General features: G+C 48.0%; 21 protein-coding genes. 8 read left to right on the forward strand and 13 right to left on the reverse strand.

Translation table 11 applies throughout. The features are described from left to right. Position 1: 1 nt before the first annotated feature. Genes dxs through ACN0RF_RS06355 form a run of 3 tightly spaced genes read right to left on the reverse strand, consistent with a single transcriptional unit; the run spans position 2 to position 2,983 of the window. A complete protein-coding gene (gene dxs / locus ACN0RF_RS06345; RefSeq protein ID WP_417438419.1) occupies positions 2-1,858 on the reverse strand; it encodes a 1-deoxy-D-xylulose-5-phosphate synthase in 1,857 nt (618 codons plus the stop codon). 4 nt (positions 1,859-1,862) lie between these two features. Continuing rightward, complete coding sequence (locus ACN0RF_RS06350) at positions 1,863-2,750, reverse strand: polyprenyl synthetase family protein (RefSeq protein ID WP_110014129.1); 888 nt, start codon at positions 2,748-2,750, stop codon at positions 1,863-1,865. Next, positions 2,747-2,983, reverse strand: a complete 237-nt coding sequence (locus ACN0RF_RS06355) for an exodeoxyribonuclease VII small subunit (RefSeq protein WP_011235364.1) — start codon at positions 2,981-2,983, stop codon at positions 2,747-2,749. Before ACN0RF_RS06355 ends, ACN0RF_RS06350 begins: the two co-directional genes overlap by 4 nt. A 202-nt stretch (positions 2,984-3,185) precedes the next feature. On the opposite strand from ACN0RF_RS06355, the gene pomA reads away from it, so the two are divergent. The 4 genes from pomA (at position 3,186) to ACN0RF_RS06375 (ending at position 6,763) form a co-directional block, all read left to right on the forward strand. Further along, positions 3,186-3,953 carry a flagellar motor protein PomA gene (gene pomA / locus ACN0RF_RS06360; protein WP_417438420.1) on the forward strand — a complete coding sequence of 256 codons (768 nt, stop codon included), beginning with the start codon at positions 3,186-3,188 and terminating at the stop codon, positions 3,951-3,953. Positions 3,954-3,955: 2 nt separating this feature from the next. Next, positions 3,956-4,894 carry a flagellar motor protein MotB gene (locus ACN0RF_RS06365; protein WP_273025208.1) on the forward strand — a complete coding sequence of 313 codons (939 nt, stop codon included), beginning with the start codon at positions 3,956-3,958 and terminating at the stop codon, positions 4,892-4,894. A 66-nt stretch (positions 4,895-4,960) separates the two neighbouring features. Then, the gene (gene thiI / locus ACN0RF_RS06370) at positions 4,961-6,412 is read left to right on the forward strand and encodes a tRNA uracil 4-sulfurtransferase ThiI (protein ID WP_417438421.1); all 1,452 of its coding nucleotides are present in this window, start codon (positions 4,961-4,963) and stop codon (positions 6,410-6,412) included. Between the two features lie 18 nt (positions 6,413-6,430). Next, complete coding sequence (locus tag ACN0RF_RS06375) at positions 6,431-6,763, forward strand: VanZ family protein (protein WP_417438422.1); 333 nt, start codon at positions 6,431-6,433, stop codon at positions 6,761-6,763. Here ACN0RF_RS06375 and srmB read toward each other — a convergent pair. From srmB to ACN0RF_RS06415, 8 genes are all read right to left on the reverse strand, one after another. Beyond that, positions 6,760-7,989 carry an ATP-dependent RNA helicase SrmB gene (gene srmB / locus ACN0RF_RS06380; protein WP_417438423.1) on the reverse strand — a complete coding sequence of 410 codons (1,230 nt, stop codon included), beginning with the start codon at positions 7,987-7,989 and terminating at the stop codon, positions 6,760-6,762. The genes ACN0RF_RS06375 and srmB overlap by 4 nt on opposite strands. A gap of 34 nt (positions 7,990-8,023) precedes the next feature. Beyond that, on the reverse strand, positions 8,024-8,872 hold the full coding sequence (locus tag ACN0RF_RS06385; RefSeq protein ID WP_417438425.1) for a universal stress protein: 849 nt from the start codon (positions 8,870-8,872) through the stop codon (positions 8,024-8,026). Between the two features lie 17 nt (positions 8,873-8,889). Further along, positions 8,890-10,380, reverse strand: a complete 1,491-nt coding sequence (locus ACN0RF_RS06390) for a SulP family inorganic anion transporter (RefSeq protein WP_417438426.1) — start codon at positions 10,378-10,380, stop codon at positions 8,890-8,892. Between the two features lie 280 nt (positions 10,381-10,660). After that, on the reverse strand, positions 10,661-11,872 hold the full coding sequence (arsJ, locus tag ACN0RF_RS06395) for an organoarsenical effux MFS transporter ArsJ (protein WP_417438427.1): 1,212 nt from the start codon (positions 11,870-11,872) through the stop codon (positions 10,661-10,663). Next, positions 11,872-12,867 carry an ArsJ-associated glyceraldehyde-3-phosphate dehydrogenase gene (locus ACN0RF_RS06400; RefSeq protein WP_417438428.1) on the reverse strand — a complete coding sequence of 332 codons (996 nt, stop codon included), beginning with the start codon at positions 12,865-12,867 and terminating at the stop codon, positions 11,872-11,874. Before ACN0RF_RS06400 ends, arsJ begins: the two co-directional genes overlap by 1 nt. A gap of 246 nt (positions 12,868-13,113) precedes the next feature. After that, positions 13,114-14,142: an ACR3 family arsenite efflux transporter gene (gene arsB / locus ACN0RF_RS06405; RefSeq protein ID WP_417438429.1), complete on the reverse strand. Its 1,029-nt coding sequence runs from the start codon at positions 14,140-14,142 to the stop codon at positions 13,114-13,116. Next, entirely contained in the window at positions 14,129-14,860 is a 732-nt protein-coding gene (locus tag ACN0RF_RS06410) for a metalloregulator ArsR/SmtB family transcription factor (protein ID WP_417438430.1), read from the reverse strand. The genes arsB and ACN0RF_RS06410 overlap by 14 nt, the downstream gene beginning before the upstream one ends. A 478-nt stretch (positions 14,861-15,338) precedes the next feature. Beyond that, positions 15,339-17,003, reverse strand: a complete 1,665-nt coding sequence (locus ACN0RF_RS06415) for a dipeptidyl-peptidase 3 family protein (RefSeq protein ID WP_417438431.1) — start codon at positions 17,001-17,003, stop codon at positions 15,339-15,341. Positions 17,004-17,100: 97 nt separating this feature from the next. On the opposite strand from ACN0RF_RS06415, the gene ACN0RF_RS06420 reads away from it, so the two are divergent. Continuing rightward, positions 17,101-17,949, forward strand: a complete 849-nt coding sequence (locus ACN0RF_RS06420) for an HDOD domain-containing protein (RefSeq protein WP_417438432.1) — start codon at positions 17,101-17,103, stop codon at positions 17,947-17,949. On the opposite strand, the gene rdgC is transcribed toward ACN0RF_RS06420, so the two are convergent. Both rdgC and ACN0RF_RS06430 read right to left on the reverse strand, forming a co-directional pair. After that, the gene (gene rdgC, locus ACN0RF_RS06425; protein WP_034822272.1) at positions 17,946-18,836 is read right to left on the reverse strand and encodes a recombination-associated protein RdgC; all 891 of its coding nucleotides are present in this window, start codon (positions 18,834-18,836) and stop codon (positions 17,946-17,948) included. The genes ACN0RF_RS06420 and rdgC overlap by 4 nt on opposite strands. 73 nt (positions 18,837-18,909) lie before the next feature. Next, positions 18,910-20,643 (reverse strand): ATP-binding protein, encoded by a 1,734-nt coding sequence (locus ACN0RF_RS06430; RefSeq protein ID WP_417438433.1) that lies wholly within the window; start codon positions 20,641-20,643, stop codon positions 18,910-18,912. A gap of 176 nt (positions 20,644-20,819) precedes the next feature. Between ACN0RF_RS06430 and ACN0RF_RS06435 the strand changes: the two genes are divergently transcribed. The 3 genes from ACN0RF_RS06435 to ACN0RF_RS06445 are packed head-to-tail and all read left to right on the forward strand — an operon-like array spanning position 20,820 to position 23,539. After that, the gene (locus tag ACN0RF_RS06435; protein ID WP_417438434.1) at positions 20,820-21,614 is read left to right on the forward strand and encodes a DUF3450 domain-containing protein; all 795 of its coding nucleotides are present in this window, start codon (positions 20,820-20,822) and stop codon (positions 21,612-21,614) included. A gap of 12 nt (positions 21,615-21,626) precedes the next feature. After that, on the forward strand, positions 21,627-23,006 hold the full coding sequence (locus ACN0RF_RS06440; protein ID WP_011235346.1) for a MotA/TolQ/ExbB proton channel family protein: 1,380 nt from the start codon (positions 21,627-21,629) through the stop codon (positions 23,004-23,006). A 2-nt stretch (positions 23,007-23,008) separates the two neighbouring features. Next, positions 23,009-23,539: a MotA/TolQ/ExbB proton channel family protein gene (locus tag ACN0RF_RS06445; RefSeq protein WP_126782485.1), complete on the forward strand. Its 531-nt coding sequence runs from the start codon at positions 23,009-23,011 to the stop codon at positions 23,537-23,539. Positions 23,540-23,550: the final 11 nt, after the last annotated feature.

The following is a 23,550-nucleotide window of genomic DNA, read 5'->3' on the forward strand; positions in this document are numbered from 1 at the left end:
TTCAGCTTTTCTTAACAAAGTCATTCACCTGCCGCTCAATACCTGCGGCATCCAGACCCAGTTCGGCACGAACTTCACCTTGCGAACCATGTTTAATAAACTCGTCCGGTAAGCCTATTGTTAACACTTGCGGGCTTGCTTTGTGTTGGGCTACGTATTCGCTCACGGCACTGCCTGCGCCACCTGCTATGACGTTTTCTTCTACGGTTACGAGCACTGAATGGGTTGCCATTAACTGGTCCAGACAAACGGTGTCCAGAGGTTTTACGAAACGCATATCGACAACGGTTGCATTAAATTTGGCTGCCGCCGCTTCTACTTCAGGCAGCAGGGTACCAAAATTAAGGAAAGCAATATTCTGCCCTTCAGTAAGGGTTTGAGCTTTCCCTATATCAATAACTTTACCCTGACGCAGCTCCAGACCAACGCCGGCTCCACGGGGGTAACGAACCGCAGCCGGGCCTTTGTACTCGTACCCCGTGGTTAGCATGTCCAGACATTCTTGCTCATTGCTGGGAGCCATTACCACCATATTCGGTATGCAACGAAGGTAACTTAAGTCAAATGCGCCCTGGTGAGTGGGGCCATCGGCACCGACAATACCGGCACGGTCAATGGCAAAGAGCACATCAAGGTTTTGCAAAGCAACATCGTGAATAAGCTGATCATAACCGCGTTGTAAAAAGGTGGAGTAAATGGCGACAACCGGTTTCAGTCCTGAAATAGCCAGGCCCGCTGCGTAAGTTACACTGTGCTGCTCAGCAATAGCTACATCAAAGTACTGTTGTGGAAATTGCTGTGAAAACTTCACCATACCAGAGCCTTCACGCATGGCCGGTGTTATTGCCATGAGTGACTTGTCATTACTAGCGGTATCGCACAGCCACTGCCCAAAAACCTCAGAATAGCTGGGAATGCCCGGTGCTTTTTCAGGCAGGCTGGACTCTGTGGGATCAAATTTAGGCACACCATGGTAACCAATAGGATCTTTTTCTGCAGGTCGGTAACCTTTACCTTTTTGCGTGACAATGTGCAGCAATTGTGGGCCACCTAAACCGCGCATGTTCGATAACGTATCAACCAGCGTATCGACATCATGGCCGTCTATCGGGCCTATATAATTGAACCCCAGCTCTTCGAAAATGGTGCCCGGTGCCATCATGCCCTTCATGTGCTCTTCGGCACGGCTGGCAAAATGGCGAATATGAGGCAGCGGGCTGAGTAGTTTTTTGCTGCCTTCGCGCAGCGAGGTATAAAAGCGACCAGACAATAAGCGGGCGAAATGATGGTTCAGAGCACCAACGTTTTCTGAAATCGACATGTCATTGTCGTTTAGCACAACCAGCATGTCCGGTTTTATATCACCCGCATGATTCATGGCTTCAAAGGCCATACCGGCGGTCATTGCACCGTCACCGATAATAGAGACGACTTTCTGCCGCAGGCTTTGTCTTTGTGCTGCTACCGCCATGCCTAACGCTGCTGATATAGAGGTACTTGAATGCCCGACTGAAAGCACATCGTATTCACTTTCTTCACGCCAGGGGAAAGGGTGAAGCCCGTCTTTTTGACGAATAGAGTGCAACCGTTGTTTACGGCCTGTCAGAATTTTGTGCGGGTAAGCCTGATGGCCAACGTCCCATACCAGCTTGTCCTCTGGTGTGTGATACACATAATGCAGGGCAACTGTCAGCTCTACGGTGCCTAAACCTGACGCCAGGTGGCCGCTGCTTTGGCTTACTGAGGTCAACAAAAACTGTCTGATTTCTGCGCACAGTTCCGGTAATTGCGTCCGTGGTAAACGGCGCAGGTCAGCGGGGGAATTAATTTTATCAAGTAACGGATATTGTTGAGTCATTCAGTTAGTGGTCCCGCTTTAACAGCAAGTCGGAAAATTGTTCAAGTCTGTCTGTATTGTAAGGGATATCGCTTAACGACTGTAGTGCTTTATGGTGTAAGTTTTGCAGGCGTTGCTGAGCACCTTCAATACCGAGCAAACGCACGTAAGTTGATTTTTCAGATGCGGTATCTGATCCCTGAGGTTTGCCCAGAGCTTCAGTATTACCTGTTACGTCGAGGATATCATCCTGTACTTGAAATGCCAGCCCCAGATAATGAGCGAACTGCTCAAACTTTTCCCGCCATTGTTGTGCATTGTCGTTACCGCACAATACCCCCATAGTGGCGGCGGCGGTTATCAACGCGCCGGTTTTACTTAAATGCATTTGTTCTAGTGCGTCTTCAGTGACGATTTTAGCTGTCGCCTGTAAGTCTATTGCCTGACCAGCACACATTCCGCGGGCACCGCTGGCTTTAGCCAGTACCTGAACCAATTGCAACTGCCGTTCACTGGGCAACCGCTCCATACGGTTTTCGGTTAAGACTTCGAAAGCCAGTGTCTGTAGCGCATCTCCGGCTAAAATCGCTGTCGCCTCGTCGTAAGCAATGTGGCAAGTTGGCTGACCACGGCGTAAATCGTCATCATCCATTGCTGGCAAGTCGTCATGAATTAAAGAATAAGCATGTATCAACTCAACAGCGGCAGCGGCTTGCAGAGCGTCATTCTTATTGGCGCCACAAATGTTGGCAACGGTCATCAGCAGATAGGGGCGAATACGTTTTCCGCCCATTAACACTCCGTGCTGCATGGCCTGGCTCAGCCGCGGGTTCAGGGTTAACTGCGCCAGCGTTTGCTGTAGGAAGGTATCGACTTGTTCTCGTGTTGCTGCTGTTAACGAGTTAATCGTCACATCAGTTCTCCATTGCTTTCATCATTTCCAGATTGCTGCTCAGCCAACAAAGTTGTTACTTTTTGTTCAGCTTGTTGCAGTTGTTGCTGGCTGGAGCGTGACAAGGCAATGGCTTGCTCAAATTTTTTCAGCGATTGCTCAAGCGGTAAATCGCCTTGCTCCAGCTCATTAACCAGTTGTTCTAACTGCTCAAGAGCCTGTTCAAAGGATTGCTGTTTCTGTTCGTCTGCCATAGCTGAGTCTGCCTTAATATCTTTGATGAGCCGCATTGCTAATAGAATGAAAGCTAATTATCCGATAAAGAATCCGGAATGTCAGCCGATGATCTCATTATTCCTGTGTAAGATGAACAGATGTCGCTTGTAAGCGCGGCGCGATTGTTTAAGAATGAGCACAGCAGCATAAATGAAAACTCAAATCGGGGAGGAAGGCTGAGTGGATATAGCAACGCTCGTAGGAATTATCGGTGCCGTTGGCTTTGTCATTGTTGCTATGGTTCTGGGTGGGGATATTGGTCTGTTTCTGGATACTCGCTCATTCTTTATCGTATTCGGCGGTTCATTATTTATAACCTTAGCGAACTTTTCTCTGGGCCAGTTTCTGGGCACGGGGAAAGTGGTCGTTAAGGCGTTTTTCTTTAAAATTGAACACCCGCAAGAGCTTATCGACACGGCTGTGGAAATGGCTGACTCGGCGCGTAAAGGTGGCTTTCTGGCGCTTGAAGAAGCGGAAATTCCGAATAAGTTTTTTCGTAAAGGCGTAGACATGCTGGTTGATGGCCACGATGCCGAAGTTGTCCGCCAAACCTTGTCAAAAGACATAAAGATGAGTTTTGCCCGCCACGAAGAGGGTGCCCGGGTATTTAAAATACTGAGCGATGTCGCCCCGGCTATGGGTATGATTGGTACCCTGATTGGTCTGGTTGCGATGCTGTCTAATATGGATGACCCGAAAGCGATAGGACCAGCTATGGCCGTTGCTTTGTTAACAACCCTTTATGGTGCCTTTTTAGCCAACGTTATTGCTATTCCTATTGCGAATAAGTTGTTGTTACGAGCCGAACAGGAAAAGCTGAACCGTCAACTGATACTGGACGCCATTTTAGGTATTCAGGACGGTCAGAACCCTCGTGTCATTGAAGGCATTTTACGTAATTACTTAGCTGAATCTAAGCGTATTGGTAACGAGGATGAGGACGAGTAGTTATGGCCTCAGAGAAAGTCAGAGACGAAGAAGAAGAGGACTGCAACTGTCCGCCCCCGGGATTGCCGATGTGGATGGCAACCTTTGCCGATCTCATGACCTTGCTCATGTGCTTCTTCGTGCTGTTATTGGCTTTCTCCGAAATGGACGTGCTGAAGTTTAAGCAAATAGCCGGTTCAATGAAGTACGCTTTAGGTGTGCAAAATAAAATTGAAGTCAAAGACATTCCTAAAGGTACCAGTGTTATCGCTCAGGAGTTCCGTCCCGGGCGGCCAGAGCCAACGCCCATTGAAACTATCCAGCAGCAGACCGTAGAAATGACGCAGCAGATGCTGGAATTTCAGGAAGGTGAGTCCGACTTTGCCGGTGGTCAGCAAACCGAGCGGGGCGGTCAGGAGTCCGACAGCGCAGACGACCAAAAAGAAGCAGAAGCAGAAAACACTGAGGCTATGACGCAGGTATCTAAGGAGCTTATGCGTCGTATCGAGCGGCAGCTTGAGAATGAGATTAAAGCCGGCACTATTGAGCTTGAGCAGCACGGTCAGCAAATTATTATTCGCATACGTGAACAAGGCTCATTTCCTGAAGGTTCGGCATTTTTACAGCCGCAGTTCCGGCCTATTATTCAGCAGGTTGCCGGGGCACTGAAAGATATTCCGGGTGAGGTCACTATTTCTGGCCACAGTGATAATGAAAAACTGGTATCGGAAATCTACTCATCGGACTGGGATCTTTCCAGTAAGCGAGCGGTTGCGGTTGCAGAAGAGATGCTGAAAGTGGATGACTTTAGCGAAGATCGTCTGGTGGTTATGGGCTACTCGGATACTAAGCCATTGGTGCCGAATAACTCGGAAGAAAACCGCAAGCGAAACCGTCGTGTTGAAATATCGATAATGCAAGGTAAAGCGGCAGAATCTGACCCGGTTGATGTTATCGACTGAGCGCTGGTTTCTGCCGGGCAGGACACGTATAATTGCCCACTTTCCTAAAGACTTGACGATTTTGCTATGAAGTTTGTTGTTCGCCTGCACGCTGAAATTACCATTAAAAGCCGTTCTGTTCGTAAGCGTTACGGTAAAGTACTGACCAATAACCTGCGTAAAATACTGGCTCCGGTTGACGACTCGGTATACGTTAAATGGCTGTGGGATCGCATCGAAGTGTCCGCTGATGGTGACGACTCAAAGGTACGTAGTGAAATCAAAGAAATTTTGCAAAACACCCCTGGTATTTCCTGGTTTGCCGAAGTTATAGAACAGCCCCTAACCGATTTTGATGCGGTTGCCGAGCTGGTTGGTGAGCATTGGTTAAAGCGCTTGCCGGGTAAAAGCTTTGCTATGCGGGTTAAGCGCAAAGGTAATCACGAGTTCAGCTCACAACAGCTAGAACGTTACGTCGGCGGCTATTTGCTGGAACGTGTTCCTGATACTTCTGTAAACCTCTCTAACCCGGACCTGGACATTGCGCTGCAAATTACCAACCAGATTGTGCACCTGGTGGGGGAACGAATTAATGGCTTAGGTGGTTTTCCTATTCCTACTCAGGAAACCGTACTGTCATTGTTAAGTGGTGGTTTCGATTCCGGCGTTGCAACCTATGATTTTATCCGGCGCGGTGCGCGAACTCACTTTTGCTTTTTTAATTTAGGTGGTGACGCCCATGAAGTGGCAGTGCGTCAAATAGCTTATTATTTGTGGAAGCGCTACAGCTCCTCGCACCCCATTAAGTTTATCAGTGTTGATTTTGCCCCTATTGTTGATGACATTCTGACAAACGTGGATAACGGTCAGATGGGCGTGGTGTTAAAACGGCAAATGCTGCGGGCTGCGGATAAAGTTGCTCGTTATGTAAAAGCGCAGGCGTTGGTCACCGGTGAAGCTATGGGGCAGGTATCCAGCCAGACTCTGTCTAACCTGAGGGTAATTGATCAGGCTACATCGGCATTGGTTTTACGTCCGCTAATAACCAAAGACAAGCAGGAAATTGTGGATGAGGCAAAGCGCATCGGCACCGAGCCATTGGCTAAATCCATTCCTGAATATTGTGGCGTTATTTCTAATAAGCCGACAGTGAAAGCCATTCCGGCGGTTATCGAAGCCGAAGAAGCGAAGCTTAACAAAGATTTACTGGATCAGGTGGTACGGGCGTCAAACGTACTGAGCATGCAGGATATAGCGACGCAAACGGACGCAGAGCTGGCGCTGCCGGATACCACAACGGAACTCAGTAGCGACACAACCATCATAGATATTCGAAACGATGAAGAAATTGAAGCAGCACCCTTGTCAGTAGAAGTTGAGGTTATTGAAATTCCATTTTTCAAATTAGCCTCTCAGTTTGCTGAACTGGATCAAAGCCGGGAATACTTGCTGTACTGTGACCAAGGCATTATGAGCCGGATGCAGGCTTTGTTATTGCACGAAAATGGCTATAACAACGTATCGGTTTATAAGCCCTAATTTAGAGAGAAGTAGACTATGCTGGCAAGAGCCCTATTTTTTGTTGTGTTATCAACAGCCACCTTTCTCTTTTTGTGGCAGTTTCCAAGTACCGGAGCTCAGAGCATTCCGCACCTGGATAAGCTGGTTCATTTTGGCATCTTCTTTGTTCTGGCCCTGACCTTTCACAGAGCGTTTGCCTTGTCAGCTAAACTGTCGTTACTAATTCTGGTTTGTTATGGCTTATTAATAGAAATAGCCCAGTCTTATGCGCCCGGGCGTAGCGCTGATGTTTACGATTGGTTGGCCGATGCCAGTGGGGTTGTTGCTTACTTTATTTTGCACCACTTACTAAGCAAGAAGCCGCGTTAACGCGACTTCTTCTTTTTATCCGTTTTCTTCTTCACTTTTTTCTTTGAGCGGGACTTTTCTGTCGACGGAAACTTATATTGAGGCTTTAATCCTTCAATTGTTCGTCTGTCGAGTTTGGCGTCCAGGTAACGCTCGACACGCCCCAGTAATAAAGCATCGTGCGCTTCTACCAGTGATATAGCCGTTCCTTTTTGTCCGCCGCGGGCTGTGCGTCCAATACGGTGCAGATAAACATCGGCCTGCTTAGGTAAGTCGTAGTTAACCACTACGGTAATGTCGTCTACATCCAGCCCTCGCGCTGCAATATCAGTAGCTACTAAGGTAATGTCCTGAGTTTGCTTAAGCTCGTTCATAATGCGCTGACGATCGCTTTGTGGCATATCGCCCCGTAGCGTCACAATTTTACGGCCGGTACCAAACTGGCTGCGCAGAAAGTTAGCAATAAGCTCCACGCGTTCACGTGTTCTGACAAAGACAAACTGTCGTCCAGGATGGGTCTGAAGCACATTCATTAGCAGTTTGCGTTTATGTTCATCGGTATCGGCTAAATGAACCCATTGAAGAATTTTACCGCGCTCACGTTTGGGAGGCTGCACATCAATGTACTCGGGTTCGGTTAATAACTCGCGGGAAAACTTGATAACGCCAGAGCTGTTTAATGTTGCCGAAAGTAACAACGACTGCTGGCGATGACGTGCCTGCAGAGCCATTTCTTTGACCGTTGCTGCAAACCCCATATCCAGCATACGGTCGGCTTCATCAATAATGAGCCACTCAATGCCTTCCAGGTTGTATTGCTCGGCTTCGAGCAAATCCATGAGTCGGCCGGGTGTTGCTACCAGTATGTCGTGAGTCTTTTCTAATACCGACAGTTGCGAACCATAGTTGATGCCGCCGGTGACAACCACAGAGGTTAATCCGGTTTTGCTTTCAAACTGTTTAGCCTGTTCATGAATTTGTTCAGCCAGTTCGCGCGTTGGTGCCAACACCAGTATACGAGCTGGTCCCGGTTGCTGACGCGGGAAATCCAGCAAATGCTGCAGTGCCGGCAGCAGGAAAGCCAAAGTTTTACCTGTTCCTGTTGGTGCGCTAATCAGTAAGTCGCGACCATCAAGGGCGGCAGGAATACTTTGCTGTTGTACTTTTGCTGGTTTGTTCAGTTCGGCATCGCGAAGAACCGCTATTAAGCGGTCATCGAGGTCAAACTCTTCCCAGTCTGGCGTCATGTTATTTTCCTTGAAATCGTCTTGTTTGCTGCAATTAACGTAGCAGCAATAAAGCGGAGTTAGTTGTCTGTAGCAGGCTGGTTGTGGTGCTGCCTACTAAAAACTGACGAATACGCGAGTGACCATAAGCCCCCATGACCAGAAGATCAATATTGTGTTCTGCCTGGTACGCATGAAGTGCAGGCTCAACTTCGCCCGAGCGTATTTCAAACCGCGAGTCATGTCCCAGCTCTCGCAAGTGGTTAGATGCCGCTTCGATGGATGCACGACTGTCGTTTGTATCAGCGCCGACCATAACCAAATGTAACGGAAGGCCTCTGAAAATCGGACTTTCTGCAAGCATGCGAATGCCTTTACGGGAGGAGTCACTGCCGTCGAATGCTAACATCACATTTTTTGGCTCGGTAAATTCCTCAGGTGCGACCAGAATCGGTCTGTGCATGGTTCTTACAACGGTTTCGAGTTGGCTTCCGACACGGTTGGTACGGGTCGTTTCTTCGCCATGAAGACCCATAACAAGCAGTCTCATGGAATCCTCTATTTCTAACAAGGATTCCGCCAGATCGCCGTGTCGCTGGCGTAAATTAACCTGTTCAATACCACTTTGAGCGGCGCGCAATTTTGCGCTTTCCAACATGTGATGGCCTTGCTCTAAGGCCAATTTGCTGCGTTGCTGGTCAAGTTCTGCTAGTTGTTCAAGCAAAGCTTCCCGGCTGCCTAAGCCTATGTTCCCGGTCATATTAGTTTCGGTCGGGTAACGTGCTTCGTCCAGAACATGAAAAAGCGTCAATGGCGTTTGTAAACGTAAGGCCGCCCAACTGGCGTAATCACAAACAGATTGAGTTGACGCAGAACCGTCAATACAAGCAACAACATGTTTCATTATTGAATCCTTTTCCATTAGTGGCCGCCCATCAGTTTATCAACAGCGTCGGGCTTATCATGTACGCCAAAGCGGTCAACGATAGTCGCGCTGGCTTCGTTAAGCCCTATGACGTCTACTTCCGCACCTTCACGGCGGAACTTCACCACAGCACGGTCAAGTGCATCAACGGCGGTGATATCCCAGAAATGGGCCTGACTGAGGTCGATTACAACCTGCTCAACCCCTTCTTTGAAATCAAATGCGCCAAGAAACTTTTCAGATGAGCTGAAAAATACCTGACCAATGACCCGATAAGTGCGTTTTATGCCGTCAGAGTCAATCTCTGACTTAATGTACAGGTAGTGTCCAATTTTGTTAGCAAAGAACATGGCAGCCAACAGCACACCAACCAATACACCATAAGCCAGGTTATGGGTTGCAACAACGACTGCAACTGTCGTAACCATGACAATATTGGTGGACAGCGGATGTTTCTTTAAGTTCTTAATGGAACTCCAGCTAAAGGTACCTATAGAGACCATGATCATTACGGCAACCAACGCCGCCATGGGGATTTGTACCAGCAGTTTATCCAGCACCAGAACCATAATCAGCAGAAAGATACCGGCAACTAATGTAGACAACCGTGTACGACCGCCCGATTTCACGTTAATAATGGATTGGCCAATCATAGCACAACCGGCCATACCACCGAGCAAACCTGACCCTATATTAGCAATGCCCTGACCTTTACATTCGCGGTTTTTGTCGCTGGGGGTATCGGTTAAGTCGTCAACGATAGTCGCTGTCATTAATGACTCCAGAATGCCCACAACCGCAAGTGCCGCCGAGTAAGGGAAGATAATAGCTAAGGTTTCGAAGTTTAACGGAACGTCAGGCCATAGGAAAATAGGCAAGGTGTCCGGCAATTTACCCATATCACCAACGGTGCGAATGTCCATTTCTAAGAAAACCGCAACAACGGTCAAAGTGACAATGCAGATGAGCGGCGACGGCAGTATTCTTCCAATGAAAGGTATGTAAGGGAAGCCGTAAATAATGGCTAGGCCAGCAGCTGTCATTGCGTAGACATGCCAGGTGACGTTTGTCAGCTCCGGCAGCTGCGCCATAAAAATTAAAATAGCCAGAGCGTTCACAAAACCGGTGACCACCGAGCGCGACACAAAGCGCATGAATTCACCCAGCTTGAGATAACCGGCAATAATTTGTAGTACACCGGTTAACAGGGTTGCTGCCAGAAGATATTCAAGCCCATGCTCTTTGACCAGCGTCACCATCAGCAATGCCATGGCGCCGGTTGCGGCAGATATCATCCCCGGACGACCGCCGGTGAAGGCAATAACAACGGCAATACAGAAAGAGGCATACAGGCCCACTTTCGGGTCAACGCCAGCGATAATAGAGAATGCGATAGCTTCAGGAATAAGCGCTAATGCGACCACAATACCTGACAACAAATCACCACGTATATTAGAAAACCAGTTCTGCTGGATAGACTTCAACATAGATAGATAACACCAAATTTTAAACGTAAATATAAAGTGGCCGGAATGGCCAGAAAAGCAGTGAACAGCCTACTGCGCACCTGTGATAGGAAAGTGACGGCTAGGGTGGCGTAATACGCGTCAGCACGTAGGTGGCTCCTTATGGTTTGAGGCTGGTCAAAAAAAGAGCGCGAATTTTAGCATAAAATGTGCCAACTACAAGTGATTTCCACATCGGTGTAGCCTGACATTCATGTCAGGTACGATATCTGACCTGACATGAATGTCAGACTACGACTTATCAGACGCGATGCTGTTCCCGCTCGGGCAAAAAGCTAATTGCAGCCGTGGATAATAGCAATAACAGTGTTGATATCATTAGGCAGGCAACCAGCCCCCATTGCTGATACACCCAACCGGATAAAACGGTACCCAATAGACGTCCGGCTGCGTTGGCCATGTAGTAAAAGCCTACGTCCAAAGACACACCGTCGGCGCGTGAGTAAGAGACAATAAGGTAACTATGTAGCGACGAATTAATGGCAAACAGAATGCCGAACAGTCCTAAGCCAATAATAATGCTCTGGGTAACGGGTAAGTCTTGCCAAAGTGCCAGAGCAAGTCCTAGAGGGCTAATAGTCAGTAGCGCATTCCATATCACGGCCTGAGTTTTCGGTACATCATTGCCCGTTTTGGTGAATTTAGGGGCAACGCTTTGTACAAAACCATAGCCAATAACCCACAAGGCTAAAAAGCTGCCGACCTGCCAGTGGTTCCAGTCCAGCTGGCTGGCTAAGAATACCGGTAAGGCCACCACAAACCAGACATCGCGGGCACCAAAGAGTAAGAAACGAGCCCCCGATAAAATATTGATAGGCCGGCTTTTCGATAAAATGTCCTTAAATTTGGGTTTGAACTTTGCCTTGCCCGACTCTTTTTTCAGGAAAATTAAACTGGCTACCCAGACCAGGCTGAGCATAACAGCCATGGCCAGCACTGCACCCTGGAAGCCAATTAACGTAAGCAACAAGCCACCGAGGAAAAATCCAACGCCTTTTAAGGTGTTTTTTGAGCCAGTGAGTATGGCGACCCACTTATACAGCTGACCCTGTTTGTCGTCCGGCACCAGCAGTTTAATGGTGCTTTTGGCGCTCATTTTATTGAGATCTTTGGCAATACCAGACAGCGCCTGAGCCGCCATCACCCAGACTACGGTTAGCATTGAAGCGGGTACCAGCAGCATGGCGAGTGCCACAATTTGTATGCCAAGCCCAATGTTCATGGTGCGATTGAGCCCCCAACGAGCCCCCAGCCAGCCACCAAATAAGTTAGTGACTATGCCGAAAAACTCGTAGAACAGGAACAACATAGCCACTTCCAACGCACTGTAACCCAACTGGTGGAAATGCAGCACCACCAGCATGCGCAGCGCGCCGTCAGTCAGGGTAAAAGCCCAGTAGTTACCCGTAACAATCAGGTATTGGCGTATCGCCGGTGACAGCTGACTCAGCATTAGCCAACCTTTTCGACCAGTTCAACCGCACGGTTTGCATAACCCCACTCGTTATCGTACCAGGCATAAATTTTCACGTGTGTGCCGTTAATAACCTTGGTCGATAGTGCATCCACAATGCTGGAGCGAGGGTCGGTTTTGTAATCTATCGACACTAACGGACGATCTTCATAGCCAAGAATGCCTTTGAGTTCGCCTTCGGCTGCCTCTTTCATCCAGCCATTAATTTCTTCCACACTGGTGGGTTTTTTCACCTCGAACACGCAGTCGGTTAATGACGCGTTTGCTAAAGGTACACGTACTGCGTGGCCGTCAATTTTGTCCTTCAGCTCCGGGAAGATTTCCACAATGGCGGTTGCTGAACCGGTGGATGTAGGAATTAAGCTCATGCCGCAGGCACGGGCACGACGTAAGTCTTTGTGCGGCGCGTCCAGAATGGTCTGTGTATTGGTCAAATCATGAATGGTGGTAATAGACGCGTGCTTAATACCAATTTTGTCCTGCAGTACTTTGACCACAGGTGCCAGACAGTTGGTGGTGCAGGACGCGGCGGTGAGTATTTGATGTTTTTCAGGATCGTAAAGGTGATCATTAACGCCCAAAACAATGTTCAGAGCACCGGACTCTTTGACCGGAGCTGATACCACCACACGCTTAACGCCCTGTGCCAGGTAGTCGTTGAGCACTTTCACTGTTTTCATCTTGCCGGAGGCTTCCAGAACCACATCACAACTACTCCAGTCGTTGTCAGCAATGGTTTTGTGTTGAGTGAAAGCTATGCGTTCATCACCAATTTGAATGGTATTGTCCTGACCTTCGGCTTCATAACCCCAACGACCATGCACCGAGTCAAAGTTCAGCAAGTGTGCAAAAGTAGCCGCATCAGCGCCGGGATCATTCACCTGAACAATCTCCAGGTCAGGGTTTTCCCATGCCACGCGAAGCGCCAAACGGCCAATACGACCCAAACCGTTAATTCCAACCTTAATCGTCATAAAAGACTCCTTTTGTGTATCTATTACCTGCCTGCTTTTGGGCTCGGGGGGAGTTTGCTGTCGTGTTTCGCTTGAGCATTGCGCCCCCTATGGCGGAGACGCTACAAGCTCATCCATGAGGGCTTGACGAAGGCCATCCTTGGCCTTCGACACTCCACCATAGGGGGCGCAACACTCATAACGCTTACAAGACAACAAACTCCCCCTCCCATATCTAAAGGGTTTTTGCGCTTATCACTCCACGCCTTAACTTGATGCAAACCAGTGTTTGGTTTTATTCGCGAACCAGACTAATGAGAGCATCACCGGTACTTCTACCAGCACGCCAACAACCGTGGCTAGCGCTGCGCCGGACTGCAAACCAAATAGTGAAATAGCTACGGCTACTGCTAACTCGAAAAAGTTTGAGGTACCAATTAAGCAGGCCGGAGCCGCTATGCGGTGAGGCAGCTTAATGAGTAACGCAATAATAAAGGTAATAGCAAAAATGCCGTACGTCTGTACCAATAATGGCGTAGCAATCATTGCGATATCCAGCGGACGGCTGAGCAAAACTTCGGCTTGAAAACCAAATAACAGCACTACAGTCAGAAGCAGGCCCACAATTGACCAGGGTTTCATGTTCTGATCAAAGTTCGCGAGTGCTCTATTACTGTCTGAATTTGAGCGGGTGATGTACTGACGCGTTATAAATCCGGCAATCAACGGGGCAATAACGTAAAGACCAACGCTTAATAGCAGGGTTTGCCAGGGCACAATGATATCGGTAACACCGAGTAACAAGGCCGCAATGGGCGCAAACGCGAAAATCATAATAATATCGTTAACCGACACCTGTACCAGCGTGTAGTTGGCATCGCCTTTGGTCAGCTGGCTCCAGATAAAAACCATGGCAGTACAGGGCGCAACGCCTAATAAAATGACTCCGGCCAGGTATTCATTTGCGGTTTCGGGCTCAATAAAGTCGGCAAATATACCTTTGAAGAATAACCAGCCTACCAGCGCCATGGTAAAAGGTTTCACCAGCCAGTTAATGACAACCGTCAGAATTAAACCTTTGGGCTCTTTCGCTATTTGCGTGATAGCAGCAAAGTTAACCTGCACCATGACGGGGTAAATCATCAGCCAGATAAGTACTGCAATAATTAAATTAACCTGAGCAAACTCAAAAGCTGAAAGCCATTCGAAAGCGCTTGGAAAGAAGCTCCCCAGGGCGGTTCCGGCAATAATAGCTAAGGCTACCCAGGCAGAGAGAAAACGTTCAAACACACCCATTATCGATGTCCTTTATCAGTTGGGGGTTATAGTCGGCGGTGGTGATAATAATTTTACGCATCCAGTCAGGTAGTGCCGGATTCAGCTGGTAGTAAACCCAGCGCTGGTCTTTGCGGTCAATCAGCAACCCATATTCGCGTAGCTGTGCCAGGTGGCGCGAAACCTTAGGCTGAGACATGGCAGTAGCATCAACAAACTCGCACACGCAAAGTTCTTTGTGTTTTGCTAACAGGCTTATCATGGCTAAGCGTAGCGGGTCTGCCATAATCTTGAAGAAGTCTTCCGGTGCATTAAATAAATGCGGCTTGCCCTTATCTTTGCGCAAAATGAGCAAAAACATTTTTATACGCTCACTCAGTTCCTGAGCAGTTTTTTTAAAGGCATTGGGCTTTTTACTGTTTACCGGGTCGGGAAAGTCCCAGGCTATAAAGTGATTTTCTTTGTATTGTAGCTGGCATTCAGAGCGGGCGCGGTCACACAAACTGATAACGTAATCAAATTCGTCAATGCTTAAATCTGAGATGGTCTTTGAACTTAATCCTTCGGTACTAACCCCAAGGGCTTGCAGCGCTTCAATAGCTTTAGGTTCAGGCTGAGTGGGCTCAGTGCCGGCACTGTAAACTTCCAGCTCATCATTACCAAACTGTCGCAAAATGGCTTCGGCCATTAACGAGCGAGCCGAGTTAGCGGTACAGAGAAACAGAACTTTCGTGGTCATGGGTATCACCATATATTCGATATTCCATATATATGTTAGATCGAATATGTAGAAGGTGCAACAGTGATAAGGGGCCGGTTGTCACTTGTTTCGCTTGAGCATTAAACCTCCTGTGGCGGAGACTAAGTAGCCTGACGTTTTACGTCAGGTGAGGTGTTCAACTATCTCACCTGATGCAATAGCATCAGGCTACTACACAGGAGGTTCAACACTCATAACGCTTACAAGTGAGCAACCGGCTCTATCTGCCACTGGTGTTGGGTGGGATGTTGAGCCACGAGTGCGCCCGATGGCTACTGGAGCTACTGTGGAGGTGTGCAGCGCCATGGATGGCGCTGCACAAGCCCTACAGGGATGTATTCACGGGCGTCCTTGTAGCCTGACGTTCTACGTCAGGTGAGATGAGGACTATTTACGCATTTGTGGTAGCTCCAACATCCCACCTGACATAAATGTCAGGCTACGCATGAGGGGCCAGTTAAAGCCCCAGTACCTCTTTGCCCTGGTCAAAGGTGACGTCAACCGGTATGCTGGCGTCGGTTAGTTTGTCCAGGTCGGCTTTTAGTTGTGGGCTGACAACGCCTAGCGTTGCGACTAGTTCAGCTACGCCGTTGTAGTCACCGTCGCCTTGTAGTGTCAGAATTTTTTCCGACAGGCTGTTCATGGCGCCACGCATTTTTTCCATATTAATGGCGTACTGGCCGCTGGCGTTACGCTCAAAGGCACCTGCGTCGGCAAAGTAGTTAAAGCGGATCATGTTGGCTTTGCCGTGTGCGCTTGAGGCACCAAAACGAACGGAGCGGAAAATACTGGCCATAAAAGTGGTGTAGTAGTCTTTCAGTTCGCCTTCGGCTAAAACGCCTTGCTCGAATAACTGAGTCACCATGTACAGACCCAGAATATCGGCTTTACCTTCTTCTAAAGCAGAAGCGTGTTCTTTTAACGCTGAGCGCACGGTACCTTTGTCATTCAGAGTATTTTTAATGCCTAAGCCGTGCGCCACTTCGTGAAACATGGTGTTAGCAAAAAAGGCGTTAAAGGTAATGTCTTCACGTTGCTCTGGAACAATGAGTTGCTCGGCAATTGGCATCAGAATTTTATCGAACTTAGCCTGCATAGCGTTCTTAAGCTGCAGGCGACGTGTGCCTTTTTCTAACTGAACTTCTTCGTCGTTAGGCAGGTTAATGGCAATGGTTTTGCTACCGGCATTTGAATGACCGGCGTAGTACACAACATCGTATGCGTTTAGCTGAGCGTTAGCGCCGGGTTTTTCTGCTTTGTATGCCGACTCAACCGGTAAGCCTTCCTGTAGTTGAGGCAGGTATTGAGCATATTTTTCCAGACGCTGGCTCCAGGCTTTATCTTTTATTAACACATAAGACTCAAACGCGGTTTTGTAACCAAATAAATGGTCTTCGTAATTCTCAATAGGACCGATAACCACATCAATATCGTTACCTGTCATGTCCATCCAGGCCATATCGGAAGGCTGGTATTCATTACTTAAAAAGGCATCGGCGCGCAAACGCAGGTACTCTGAGAAATCTTCGTTTTCTGCTAACTCGGCGGCTTCACGGAGTAAATCGGCAGCTTTAGTTAAAGACTCTTTATAAGCTTCTGAGTAAGCTACTGTTTTCAATTCGCCTTCATCGTCGCGACGCAACAAGGTATATAAGCTGTCTTTGTCCGCAAGCTCGGCGTTTTCAAATTCCGTTTTGGTCATGTCGGCAGGGTAAAAGTTAGCGCCTGCAGGCTTGTCTTCAAAACCGGTTAAGAAGGGCTGGTTATTGTTTAGCCTATCCCACGGACCGTAGTTAATAACAGTAAACTCCCGGGCTTTTTCTTCAACCTGGTTTAAAAGTTGTTGTTTATCACCCGGAAACGCTTGCTGCCAAAACAGGTTGTCCATAATTTTTGACGCGTCTATGAGTAAGCCAACCATTTTTTTCTGCTCGTCTGATAAGTGCGACAGGTCTGTTTTTAGTTGGTAGGGCGTGTAGATATCAAGTCTTTGTTCTGTCCCCTCGACTAACTCGTAGTGACCTTTTTGTTCGCTATCAGGGCTTTGTATTGTGGTTTGAGGCTCGCTGCAACCCATTAAAACCAGCGCAAGTGGTGCTAAGCTAAAAAGTGTTTTTTTCATAATAGGAGGTTTCTAAAAATTGAGTTGTTGTAAAGTTCTGTTAATCTACTTCCAAGCTTTTTCAGAAGCAAGAAAACCATAATAATAAGGAAATAAAATGTCATCGCAAAATGCACTATACATGCTAATTGACGAGCGACTCAGACGTGATGAACTAAAACTTCCCGGCTTACCCGAAACGGCAGAGCAAGTGCGTAATGCAACCATGGATCCAGACTGCAACCTGCACGACCTCAGTCATATTATCCAGCAAGATATCGCGTTGACAGCGCGGCTTATTCGCCTGGCCAACAGTGCCTACCTTGGCGGTAGAAATAAAGCTGAAAGTTTAATGCAGGCGTTAACTCGTATTGGTATGCGGCGCATTCGGACACTGGCATTAGCGATGGCGATGGAGCAGGTATTCAAGCCGGGTAACGACATAGTGCAAATGTTCTCTCAGCAGTTTATTGTCGAAAGCAGAGAAATTGCCGCGGCAGCCGTTGTTATAACCGAGGACTTACAACGCAGAGGCATTGGTCATCGGCTGCATCAGGACGTTGCGCTATTAGCCGGTATGGTGTCGCGTATTGGCATTGCTCCAATTTTGCATATGGCGAATGAGTTTGAAGACAGCTTCGCCAACCCTTCTTTTATTAAAGAGTGTATTAACCAGTTCAGCTCGACTTTAGGCAGTAATATTCTCAGTTATTGGCAGTTTACGCCAAATCTGGTGCAGGTTCCGCTGCACTATTACAACGGCAGAATGAGCTTAAGCGATGCAATTACCGTGAACTATTGTGACATTGTGCATTTGGCTGCTTTGTTAACCGGAAATGTGAAGCCTGGCAAGGACAGTGTGACTCTGGTTGAATATCAAATGCTGGGGGTGATTAAGACCGATGATTTTTGGCAGCAGGACTCTGTGCAGAAATCCTACCGCCAAATGCTGGACTTGCTGTCTTAACCAAAAGCTTTCTTTAAATCGTCAAACAGAAGCCCGACTTCGGCGCTAACCAGAGCAAAGTCGGCGTCGATTTTTTCTTCCGGGCTAGGGTCAACTAAATCGTCTTTGGCGTCGAGCAAACGGTCTGTTGGTTTGACTCGTTTTAACGCCATATCCGATTCAATAATAAATTCTAAATTTTCCTGCCATACCAGACCTAAACGAGTGACTTGCTTGCCACCAGCCAGGTGTGCCTGAATGTCTTCACGGGTTAAGTCTTCCTGCTTGCAGCGAATAATGCCGCCGTCCGCTTGTGGTGAACGCAATTCTGCTTCGTCGCCAAACTCGAATGGATTCGGTAATTCAGCACTCTGTAACCAGGCCGTAAGGTAAGTTTCAACTGCGTCACTTGGGCTTACCGGGCGCACAGGTAACGAGCCGACAGAACCACGCAACAAACCTAAAAAGTCTTCGGCTTTATTGGCTGCTGACTCATCAATAGCAATAATTTGGCGGTCGAGGTCGATGTAACCCCAGCTTTGGCGAAAACGGCTGAACGCCTGTGGCAAAAGCTGGTGAATTAAGTCTTCTTTTAAGTTTTGTTTTTCTTTGCGCGGCACCGAGCGGCCTTCGGCTTCACTGATCTGGCGTACTTTTTCGTCCAGCTGGGCGTTAACAACCGTGCTGGGAAGTACTTTTTCTTCCCGTTTGGCACACAGCAACCAGCAATTACCCAGGCTGTGAGTCAGTACTTCATTGTCTGCGCCAAAAGGCGAAGACCAGCCAAATGAGCTTTGGTCCGAACGCGAACAGGGGTGAAAGCTGTGCTCAGCTAATTGCTCAGAGAAATCATCTGGCAGGGAAAAGGTTTCGCTGAATTGATAAAAACGAAGATTTTTAAACCACATAGGTAAGCTGTTCCTGTCGCAACAAATAAAACAAAAATAAGGGCAGGGATTGTAGCCCGTTAGGGCAGAGCTGTCAGTTTAAAACCTGTACAGAAAATGAAAAGAAATAGTTTAAACCTTTACCGGGTTCACTTTCCGCGCTGATTTCACCAGACAGAGTCTGAGTGACCAGGTTCCTGACAATATGTGTACCCAGGCCGCTGCCACCCTGGTCTCTTTTGGTGGTAAAGAAGGGGTCGAATAACCGCTTAAGCTGAGCTTCGGATAAACCATTACCATTGTCAGAGTAGTGCACCTTAAGGGTTTCACCATCGAGCCGGATGGAAATGGTCATAAGGCCTTCGTCAATGCCGTCAAAGGCATGCCGTAGCGAGTTAAGAATCAGGTTCGTAAAAATTTGCGATAACGCACCCGCCGGGCAGCGTATGAAAATGTCGTCGGCACACTCAAGACGCACCTGGTGGTTGGTCTTTTTAAGGTGAGGCTGCAAGGACTGAACTAAGTCTTCGATATAACTTTTCAGGTTAATATCGCGGATCGCATCCGACGCCTGGTCGACAGCCACTTGTTTAAAGCTACTAATAAGATCAGACGCGCGGTGCAGGTTGCTGTCCAGTAAGTTAAGGCTTTCGCGACCTTCCTCTATAAATTTCTTCAACTGCGTTTGCGTCAGCTCTTTATTAAGCAGCGACTGATCCAGAGTGTCGAGTTTTTCGCGTAAGTAAGAGGACGCTGTAACGCTAATGCCTATGGGCGTATTCACGTCGTGCGTAATACCGGCAACCAGCCCACCCAGCGACGCCATTTTTTCTGATTCAATAAGTTGCTGCTGAGTTTCACGCAAGTTATTCAGCGAAGACTCCAGCCGCTGGTTAGACTGACGTAATGTATTTTCAATGGCGCGGCGCTGACCAACTTCGCGCTCCAGTTTCTCCTGACGCATTTCCAGCTCGTTCTTACGTTGCTCAAGGTCAAGCATAACCTGACTTAAACTGGAGGTTTTGCGCGCTACTTCCTGCTCAAGTATGGCATTTTGCTCGTCCAACTGACGGTTAGCCGCTTTGAGCTTCTTCTGGGTACGGTCCAAATCGGACTGATATTCCTCAATATTATCCAGCAGTTGGTTATAGGCCTGCTCTACCAGCACCAGTTCATTGTTGTGCTGATCCGCTAAGCGAATTCTGGAGCGTTCTAAGTTATCCAGCCGGAAACCTTTAATTTGCTGAGTTAAGTCACTGAGTGGCCTATTCAGCATGCGGTTAAAGGCAATAGTGAAAAGCACAATAAGGAAGATACTTTTAATAATGGCGTTACCGATAATAAAGCCAAGGCTCACTTTAATACGGTCAATGGCAATGTCGCGGGTCGAGAACAGACTGACATCACCCACTTTGGTAGAATGACCGGAAAATTCAAATATAAGTGAATCGTAGTAGCCGAAAATGCCGTTACGTTCAGGCAGCAACGCACCTTCGCTATTATCGTCGGGCAAGTCGCTCATTTCTGTGGTTTCGCCCAGCTGCACCAAAATATTACCGGCATCGTCGCGGATAAGAACACCGGCAATAGCGGGAATACTAATAAGGCCGTCGGCAATGGTATCAATCTGGTTGCTGTTGAACTCCCAAAGCGAACGCGTCAAAGAGCCATTAAATGTGCTTTGCTGGTTCTGCAGCTCGGCAATCAGTACTCGTTTAGTATCAAAATATTCAGCCCCAATTTGTATCGCGGTCACAATTAACGTCAACAAAAAGTAGACGGAAAGCACGCGAGTTAATAAGGAGGATGAAATACTTTTGATTGCCATAGACTGAGGTCAACGAGTTGTACAGATAGGGATAAACTAATTCATTGACTGAAATAACGCAATAAAGCAATCCGGCCAATTAAAAGCACTGACACAAAAATGACATATTACAGTCATTAAGCTGTCACGAAAAGTGACTAAAGTCGCCACAAATTAATTCACAAAGGTCATAACTTATGAAGTTAATTACTTCTGCTGGCGCTTTAGCTGTTGCAGCCTTAGTCGCGGCTCCGGCTTATTCGCAACAGGACACACTGGAACCTGTGGTTGAGCAGGCATCCTCTATTAATGAATCTGCCCGTCAGTCGCAACTGACTATAGACCAGATTTCCGATGATATGCAGGAACGACTGCAACAGTATAAACGCATCATGAAAGAAATTGATGGATTAAAAGTTTATACCGCGCAAGTCGAGCAGCAAATCGATAGCCAGGAAAGTGAAAAAAGCGACATTAATAACTCTATTGATCAGGTCAGTTATGTCGAGCGCCAAATTACCCCGCTAATGTTGCGGATGATTGACTCGCTTGAGTCTTTTGTTGAGTTAGACGTTCCGTTTTTGCAGACCGAGCGAAGTGAACGCTTACAGCAGCTAAATGACCTGATGGAAAGAGCCAACGTTGATGTCTCTGAGAAGTTCCGTCGGGTTATGGAAGCTTATCAAATAGAAGCTGACTACGGTCGCAACATTGAGGCCTATACCGCCGAACATGAAATAGATGGCCAGCAACAAGACGTCACCTTCCTGCGTGTTGGCCGTGTTGCTTTGATTTACAAAACCCGCGACGGTCAGCATTTGGGATTATGGAACCAGCAAACGCGTAGCTGGGAAGAGCTTGATAGTAAGCACTTACCTGAAATTGACGAAGCCATTCGTATTGCCAGACAACAGCTGGCGCCAGATTTACTGATGATGCCGCTGTTCGCGAATAAATCGACCAGTTCTTCTAACAACGGCAGCGGCCAATAAGGAATGATAGCCATGAGATTAAGTAAGCAGATTGCAAAATGGTTCTCAGTAACGCTACTGGCCATCACTTCTTCCGCAGCTTTGGCGGCACCGGTTCCGCAGGAACCCATTAATTTAGATGAGCTTCTGCAGCAGTTGCAGCAGGGCAAGTTCTCGCAGTCAGAGAACAACAAAGAACGTGAACAGCGCTTTCGTGAAAGAGAGCAAGAACAAAAAGCGATGCTGGAAGACGCCATTGCCGAGCGCAATCGTCTGGAGCAGCGCGCGGAGCAACTGGAAACTCAGTTCGAGCAGAATGAAGTTGATTTGGGTAACTTGAGCGATACTTTAACGCAGCGCATGGGTTCACTGAAAGAACTGTTCGGTGTGTTGCAACAGGTGGCTAACGACGCCTCAAGTAACTTTGATAACTCGGTTATTTCTGCTCAGTATCCCGGGCGTGCCGAGAATTTATCGGAACTGGCTGAACGCATGGGTTCCTCGTCTAAGCTGGCCTCTATTGAAGACATAGAAAGCGTCTGGTTTGCCTTGCAACAGGAAATGACGGAATCCGGTAAAGTTGCTGAATTTACCACTCAGGTTACCGCGGCAAACGGCGACAAGTCAGAAAAAGAAGTGGTTCGTGTCGGTGCATTCAACCTGGTTGCAGACGGTAAATATCTGGAACGAGTGGGTGAAACCGGTTCGGTTGCCGAACTGGTACGTCAGCCAGCAGGCCGCTACCTGAGTACCGCAGAAGAGATTCAGCAAACCGACAGCGGCATTGTGACTTTTGGTCTTGACCCCACTGGTGGTTCAATTCTGAGTCTGTTAGTTCAGGCGCCAAGCCTGAGTGAGCGTATTGATCAGGGCGGAACCGTTGGTTACATCATTTTAGCACTGGGTGCTATTGGCCTGCTGTTTGCACTGGAACGCTTTGTTTCGCTGATGCTGCTGGGCAATAAAGTGAAGCGTCAGCTGAAAAAAGATAAGCCGAGCGATGATAACCCGCTGGGCCGAGTGATGTTGCTGAAAGACAAGTATCCGCAGGCTGACACTGAAACCCTGGAATTGAAGCTTAGCGAAGGTATTTTACGCGAAGTGCCTAAAATTACCCGCAACCTGACGTTTATTAAGATTATTTCAGTAGTCGCACCGCTTATGGGTCTGCTGGGAACCGTAACCGGTATGATCAATACCTTCCAGGCTATTACCTTATTTGGTACGGGCGACCCGAAACTAATGGCTGGCGGTATTTCGCAGGCATTGGTAACAACGGTGCTGGGTCTGGTGGTTGCGATTCCTATGACGTTACTGTTCGCGACTTTGCATACGCGTAGCAAAAACCTGATTCATATACTGCAGGAACAAGCATCCGGCATTATCGCGGAGCGGTCTGAGCGAGGAGAGTAACCGTGTTATTCCTCATTGAATTCAGTAATGCAATTAGAGATTTCATCGAGGCCGGCGGACAAGTTCTGCTGGTCATCGGAATCCTCATTTTTACTATGTGGCTGATGATTCTTGAACGCATTTTTTATTATCTCAACGGGCACCGTAAAAATGTGAAAGAAACGCGGCAACGTTGGCAGCAGCGTGAAGACAAGTCGTCCTGGAATGCCGAGCAAATTCGGCAGGCAATGATTTCCCGCGTGAGTCTGGCATTAGGTGGAAACCTACCGGTGATAAAAGCGTTAGTTGCACTGTGCCCACTGCTGGGTCTGATGGGTACCGTAACCGGCATGATCGAAGTGTTTGATGTGATGGCTGTGACCGGAACTGGCAGTGCCCGCTCCATGGCGTCGGGTGTTTCTAAAGCTACCATTCCGACTATGGCGGGTATGGTTGGTGCCTTGTCGGGAGTGTTTGCCGCAACCTGGCTACAACGCACCACACGTCGTGAACGCATGAAGCTGGAAGATAAAATTTTATTGGAACGTCACTAAGGTGATGTCGA

Source organism: Idiomarina sp. (assembly GCF_048260185.1).
Classification (GTDB): domain Bacteria; phylum Pseudomonadota; class Gammaproteobacteria; order Enterobacterales; family Alteromonadaceae; genus Idiomarina.